Raw genomic sequence first — 6,743 nt, 5'->3', positions numbered from 1 at the left:
ACAACGAACAACTGACAAAAATACCATGCTGGCAAATGTAGATATTATCAACGTAAGAATCCCCGGTTATCAAGATTTACAAAGAATCTTAGTTAACCAAGCAGGCATAATTGAGGAAATTATGCCCATGAACACAGCATGGGAAAAAGTTGTACCACAAAATTTACAAATTTTAGATGTAGCTGGAGACTGGATTTCTTTAGGTGGTGTGGATTTACAAATCAATGGTGGACTAGGATTAGCCTTCCCGGAATTAACAGCAGACAATTCCTTTATGCTGCCAAAAATCTCTTCATTTCTGTGGGAAGCAGGAGTTGACGGTTATTTACCCACCCTGGTGACAACCTCCATCGAAAATATTCAGCGATCGCTCGCCATTCTCGCCAATTATACCCCCAATTCTCCAACCTCCGCCCAAATTCTCGGAGTCCATTTAGAAGGTCCATTTTTAAACTACTACAAACGCGGCGCACATCCAGCCGAATATCTTCTTCCCCTCACCATAGATCAAGTTAAACGGGTCTTAGGAGATTATGCCCATATTGTCAAAGTCATCACTCTCGCACCAGAATTAGACACCACAGGTAAAGTCATCCCATATTTGGGTTCTTTGGGAATCACTGTCAGCTTAGGACATTCACAAGCCACAGCTACAGAAGCCCAACAAGCTTTTACTCAAGGCGCTACAATGATCACCCACGCCTTCAACGCCATGCCACCCCTACACCACCGTGAACCGGGCTTATTAGGCGCAGCCATGAACAATCCTGATGTGTTTTGTGGTTTCATTGCCGATGGTCAGCACGTTACCCCAATGATCTTAAAAATTCTTCTGCGTGCCAGTGAAAGGTTATTTATTGTCAGTGATGCCCTTGCACCATTAGGATTACCTGACGGCATCTATCCTTGGGATACCCGACAAATAGAAGTTATCAACGGTACAGCCAGATTACAAGATGGCACTTTATCAGGAACAACCCTACCATTATTAACTGGAGTTCAAAATCTAGTGAAATGGGGAATTTGTGACCTAGAAACCGCCGTTAGCCTCGCTACAGACGCACCCAGGCAAGCTATCAACTTACCAAAATTTGCCGCCCAACAACCCGCCCACTTATTACGTTGGAAATGGGATGAGGTTGGTAAAGAACTGACATGGAAACGGTTAACTGTAGCGAACAGTTTTACTCCTGACTCCTGACTCCTGCTGTAATTAGTTTTCAGGATCAATACCTTGTTCAAATCGAAAAAAGTCTTGATTTGTAGGTTGGATTGAGGTACGTTCACGTATCCCTGACGGGAGGCGTTAGCCATAGTGTGGCGATAGCTTGCGTGGCGACGTAGGAGCCATAGCCATAACCCAACAAATGCGTCGGGTTGCGCTGTCGCTTAACCCGACCTACAAAAAATGGACAAGGTATTGCAGGATGACTATTTATATTAAACTCAGGCAACCCCAGACGCTGAATTTACTTTGGCGAGTTGGAGTTATAGTTAGCGACTACACTATCTTTCAGGGATTTATACTGGGAATACAAGTTTTGGAAAATGCCTAAAAGTGCTGATGATAACATTTCTGTATTTTCCGAATTATATATATGTTTAATAGCTTGATATAAAATTGATTACTGATTTTATTCCGTAGCAACAAGTAAGTATGTATTTTTATATACTCAATAAGTGCATTTGTGCGCGTTTAATGCCATTTTTCTATGGTCTCATTAATTTTTTATTTGGGGATAAGAATAAATACTTACTGGAAATAAATCACTGTTATTGCTTGACAGTAATTGTTTTAATTGCAACTAATTATGTAGACATTTTAAATATATTTACTTACTAAGAATGTAGATAAAAAATCATGTACTGGGCGAAAAGAGTCCAAGTATTTTGACAATTTAATCTTTGTCTAGATTATGTTTAGGCTGGTGATATCTTTTGAAGAGTCAACTATTGGCAGTAAAATTTCATCTAAACACCAAGTAACTGGATGATTTTTCGATACTTCATAATTTACAACTACTGAGAATAAATATTAGGTAGTAATTGTCAAATTGGGCGATCGCTTAATATGAAGTTTCCCGAAGAAGATATAGAAATCTTAAAAAAAACGTTACATAGCCAAAGTCCTGAATTAATCACGGGTTACAAGCTCAAACTCAACTATAAATTTGGACATTTCTTTCAGACTTCCGCTAAAACCCTGATCCCCAAGTCCGAAAATTCATGTTAATGTATTCGAGTTACAAAACACAAAGTGAAAGCGGAACGGGTTAAAGTTTCCGGCGAGAGTCACTGTTCACAAGGTGAAACCCCCGCTAATCAAAAAACTTAAGTTCTACAGTCGCTTTAAAATCGGACGCATGAATCAAAGACATTTGTGGACTACAGTTGCCGTAATTCTGGCCGTTTTGGGTTTACCCTCAGTTGGTCGAACTCAAACCAGTGAGGAAAGTTCCCCAACTAGGCAAGCATCATCTATCAGTGATGCAGTCAAAGTAGGAGAATACCAATCCCCAACAGAAAACCCCACCTTGGATGCTGTGATTACTAGGATTTATCCTCACAGTATTAAAGGTTTACAAGCAGCTACTCTTTATGTTCGGGACATTCCTGTTCTGACTTTTTTGGGTTCTACCCCAGTTACTAACAACAAAACTAAAGTTGGAGTAATTGGCAATAATGAGAATATCAATCCTGACTCTCTTGTTGCTACCAATACAGCCAAAGTTGCCAGTTTTAGCAATGCTGGTAATACAATCAATTTTAACAAACAAGTTAGCTCTATTGACAATGATCCAATTCAGAAAGCTAGTGTGATTGCCGCTAGAATTAACGAACTGATCCAGAACAATGTAGATGCAAGCAAGATTACTGTCAGTTGGAAAACAGCGGATAATTCCGTAATTAACAATAAAGCCAATAAAAAAGGCTTCTTCCGTAAACAACCGTCAGTGGATCGCTACACCATTACCATTGACGGTCAAGAACTGGTAGAAGTCAATGAAGGTACTAGATTAGCAGATACCACAGAAAATCTTGCCCAAGATGCCTTACAAGCAACTAACAGACTGCGGAGACTCATCGGCAACGCATCTCCCATTCAGACAATTGCTAACTTACCCGCTAGTAAATCAGTTTCTAGTGCTAGTCTACCCCGGAAGATTGCCTTCGGTAATGTCAATCTCAGTTTCCAAGGGATGGCTTCTTGGTATGGATATGATGGTTCTGGCAATAAAACCGCCAGTGGTGAAAGATATAATCCCGAAGGATTAACTGCGGCTCATCGTAGCTTACCGATGGGAACAAAAATCCGTGTCACTAACACCCGTAATGGTCGTTCTGTTGTTGTCAGAATCAATGATCGAGGACCTTTCATCCGGGGTCGAATTATTGACCTTTCCGCCGGCGCTGCTCGGCTCTTGGGTATGATCAGCAGTGGTGTTGCTCCAGTTAGTCTTGAGGTTTTAGGAAAATAACCCGTTTCCTAGTTCCGACTCTGTTTTCGCTTTTCACGATTAAATACCCCTGGTTCTTCTATTTTATCTCCCAATTATCCTTTGCGCCACGCTGCGCTATCGGATATACACTAACGGGGGAAAGGATAGAAACTAGGGGTATTTTGTGCGTGTGCTGACAACAGTTGTAGCTTTACGCTGCTATTTAAATCGTCGTCGCTGGCAAAGCCATCTGAGGCTACCAGATGATCTGGGACTTGATGAACAAACCAGTTGGTATCCCACAGCGGTTGGTTTAGTGCCAACTATGGGGGGTTTACATCAGGGGCATTTAAGTTTGATTAAACGGGCTAGACAGGAAAATGCAACGGTAATTGTGAGTATTTTTGTCAATCCCCTACAATTTGGACCCAAGGAGGACTATCAATGCTATCCTCGCACTTTGGCACAAGACCGAGAATTTTGTGAACAGGCGGGAGTTGATGTGATTTTTGCCCCAACTCCGGAAGAAATTGGTGTACCGGGGAAGAATATAGCAGAAACTCAAGTGACACAAGTGATCCCTCCATCTGATATGATATCTAGCTTGTGTGGTAATTTTCGTCCAGGTCATTTTACTGGTGTGGCAACTATTGTCACTAAGCTTTTAAACTTGGTAGAACCTGACCGAGCTTACTTTGGACAAAAGGATGGTCAACAATTGGCAATTATTAAACGGTTAGTAGCTGATTTGAATTTGCCAGTAGAAATTGTTGCTTGTCCTACGGTGCGGGATGTGTCCGGCTTGGCTTTAAGTTCTCGTAATCAATATTTGACGGCTACAGAAAAAGAGCAAGCAACTGTGTTATTTAAAGGTTTACGGCAAGCTGAAGCGGCGTTTCGGGCTGGCGTTCGTGACAGTGGTGAACTTATAGCATTGGCGCGGCAAGAAATCGCAAAAGTTAGCAATATCAGCTTGGAATATATTGAATTGGTTGAACCGAATACGTTGATGTTTTTAGAAAAAGTTGAGGATGAAGGAATGTTGGCGATCGCTGCTCGTCTTGGTTCTACAAGGTTAATTGATAATACGATTCTGCGCGATGGCAATGATGGACTCCGCCAACCGATCATTGCTATTGATGGTCCGGCTGGTGCTGGTAAATCTACTGTGGCTCGTCAAGTGGCACAGGAATTAGGTTTGGTGTACTTAGATACTGGTGCTATGTACCGGGCGATCGCTTGGTTAGTCATGGAACAGGGAATTGCTATTGATGATGATTGTGCTGTGGCGGAATTAGCCACTCACTGCAAAATTGACCTCACTCCCAGTCAAAGTTTGCAAACTCCCGTGAGAGTCCAGATTAATGATATTGATGTCACTCAAAAAATTCGCACTGTTGAGGTAACATCTCTTGTATCGGCGATCGCTGCCCAAAGTGCAGTGCGTCAAGCCTTGGTCAAACAGCAGCAAAGTTGGGGACAACGCGGGGGGTTAGTAGCAGAAGGTCGAGACATAGGCACTCACGTCTTTCCAGATGCGGAAATTAAAATCTTCTTAACCGCTTCCGTCGGTGAACGAGCGCGTCGTCGTCAGCAAGACTTTCAAAAAACAGGTTCAATCTTGAGTTTAGAACAACTAGAACAGGAGATTGCTGAACGCGACTTCAAAGATAGCACCCGGAAAGTCTCCCCTTTGCAAAAAGCGGCTGATGCCATTGAACTCCAAACCGACGGTTTAACTGCTTCTGAAGTAGCAGCACAAATCATTAGCCATTACAACCAGCGGCTATCCCATTGGTAGATCACCAGAACGTAGGGGCGCAGGGCCTGCGCCCAAATTCCTAAAGAGACTTCCAAGAAATAAATTATCCTAAGAAACGAACCACAGAGGCACAGAGTACACAGAGAGAGAATTTCTGCATCAGTTTTGGGACATTTTTTTATTTGGAAGTCTCAAAGGACTTCAAAACAGTGGTGAGCGCCGACTAACTCACCATTTTAATTTTTAGTGCTTTGAACTACATCCTAAACTAGTTTCAGATAGATTCATCTTTCTTGAGGTGGATATTAGTCTGAGTTAATAATTATATATTTTAAACCGGGCTTTTTGTTCACGCAGAGGCGCAGAGTCAACAGAGAGAAGTTAAGAGTTTAAGCTAAATAGATGGAATTTGCTTTGTTTATAAACTAATTGGTGGAAATTTCCACTTTGGTAGTAGAATGACAATGTTAAGTTTTGTATTGCAGGATTAAGTAAGGCTTACTAAATACGAAACCTGTAATTTGCCTAGCTATGGCAATAGCTTTCAACTAGAAAACAGTAAAAAGAGGATTTCACAAAATGGCATTTACCCAACCAGCTTTACCTTTTGCTTCTGATGCTTTAGAATCCTATGGCATGAAGGCTGAAACCTTTGAATATCACTATGGTAAGCATCATAAAGCTTATGTAGATAATTTGAATAAGCTTGTTGATAGCACAGAATTAGCCAACAAGTCTTTGGAAGAAGTAATTCAAATCGCTTTTGGTGATTCTACAAAAGCTGGAATCTTCAACAATGCTGCTCAAGTTTGGAATCACTCTTTCTTCTGGAATTGCTTGAAACCAGCAGGTGGCGGCGCTCCTACAGGCGCATTAGCTGCTAAAATTGATCAGGATTTTGGTAGTTTCGACAAATTCAAAGAAGAATTTTCTAACGCTGCTGCAACTCAATTCGGTAGTGGTTGGGCTTGGTTGGTTGATGATGGTGGTACTCTGAAAGTAATGAAAACCCCCAACGCCGAAAACCCCCTCGCACATGGTAAAAAAGCTCTGCTAACCATTGACGTTTGGGAACACGCATATTACATTGACTTCAAAAATGCCCGTCCTGCATTCATCAAGAATTTCTTAGATAATTTGGTGAACTGGGATTTTGTCGCTGCAAATTTCGCTGCTTAGATTTTAATGGGTAATGGGTAATTGGTAATGGGTAATATTTTTACTTATTACCCCTTATCCAATCTCTAAGAGGATGTTTTAAAAGTGGTATCCCGTAATTTTCATCACATTGTTACCCCCCTTACAAAGGGGAGAAACAAGAAAATCCAGTTCCCTCCCCTTTATAAGGGGAGGGTTAGGGAGGGGTAAAACATTTGATACAGCAATCGTGACTTTTCAAACACCCTCTAAATTAATACTATTTAGGGCTTGCTGAAAAAGTTATCTGTGAGGGCTAGAAGTATGGCTAACGCCACGCTACGCTATCAGGAGTTCAGGAGTGTATAAGTAGGTGAACACAATAAAACCAAACTGTGTAAAGA

Annotated in this window: 4 protein-coding genes; all 4 read left to right on the top strand. The window is 41.5% G+C overall.

What is annotated here, in order from left to right; translation table 11 throughout:
* Window positions 1-25: 25 nt before the first annotated feature.
* The 4 genes from nagA to FJR37_RS08440 all read left to right on the top strand — a co-directional run bounded on the left by nagA (window position 26) and on the right by FJR37_RS08440 (window position 6,381).
* Window positions 26-1,201 carry an N-acetylglucosamine-6-phosphate deacetylase gene (gene nagA / locus FJR37_RS08455; protein WP_039203570.1) on the top strand — a complete coding sequence of 392 codons (1,176 nt, stop codon included), beginning with the start codon at window positions 26-28 and terminating at the stop codon, window positions 1,199-1,201.
* Window positions 1,202-2,363: 1,162 nt separating this feature from the next.
* On the top strand, window positions 2,364-3,479 hold the full coding sequence (locus FJR37_RS08450; RefSeq protein WP_039203572.1) for a septal ring lytic transglycosylase RlpA family protein: 1,116 nt from the start codon (window positions 2,364-2,366) through the stop codon (window positions 3,477-3,479).
* A gap of 145 nt (window positions 3,480-3,624) precedes the next feature.
* Window positions 3,625-5,241, top strand: coding sequence for a bifunctional pantoate--beta-alanine ligase/(d)CMP kinase (locus tag FJR37_RS08445; protein ID WP_039203573.1), 1,617 nt, complete (start codon window positions 3,625-3,627; stop codon window positions 5,239-5,241).
* A gap of 540 nt (window positions 5,242-5,781) precedes the next feature.
* Window positions 5,782-6,381: a superoxide dismutase gene (locus FJR37_RS08440; protein ID WP_027404913.1), complete on the top strand. Its 600-nt coding sequence runs from the start codon at window positions 5,782-5,784 to the stop codon at window positions 6,379-6,381.
* The last annotated feature ends 362 nt before the right edge of the window (window positions 6,382-6,743 follow it).

Source organism: Aphanizomenon sp. UHCC 0183, assembly GCF_009712065.1.
GTDB classification, from domain to species: Bacteria; Cyanobacteriota; Cyanobacteriia; order Cyanobacteriales; family Nostocaceae; genus Dolichospermum; species Dolichospermum heterosporum.
Note: the sequence above shows the minus strand (reverse complement) of the source record. Positions and strands in the feature narration are given on the sequence as shown.

Bases quoted from the DNA above. Each gene is read 5' to 3' on its own strand.
- nagA (WP_039203570.1), top strand. From the start codon at position 26: ATGCTGGCAAATGTAGATATTATCAACGTAAGAATCCCCGGTTATCAA.
- FJR37_RS08450 (WP_039203572.1), top strand. From the start codon at position 2,364: ATGAATCAAAGACATTTGTGGACTACAGTTGCCGTAATTCTGGCCGTT.
- FJR37_RS08440 (WP_027404913.1), top strand. From the start codon at position 5,782: ATGGCATTTACCCAACCAGCTTTACCTTTTGCTTCTGATGCTTTAGAA.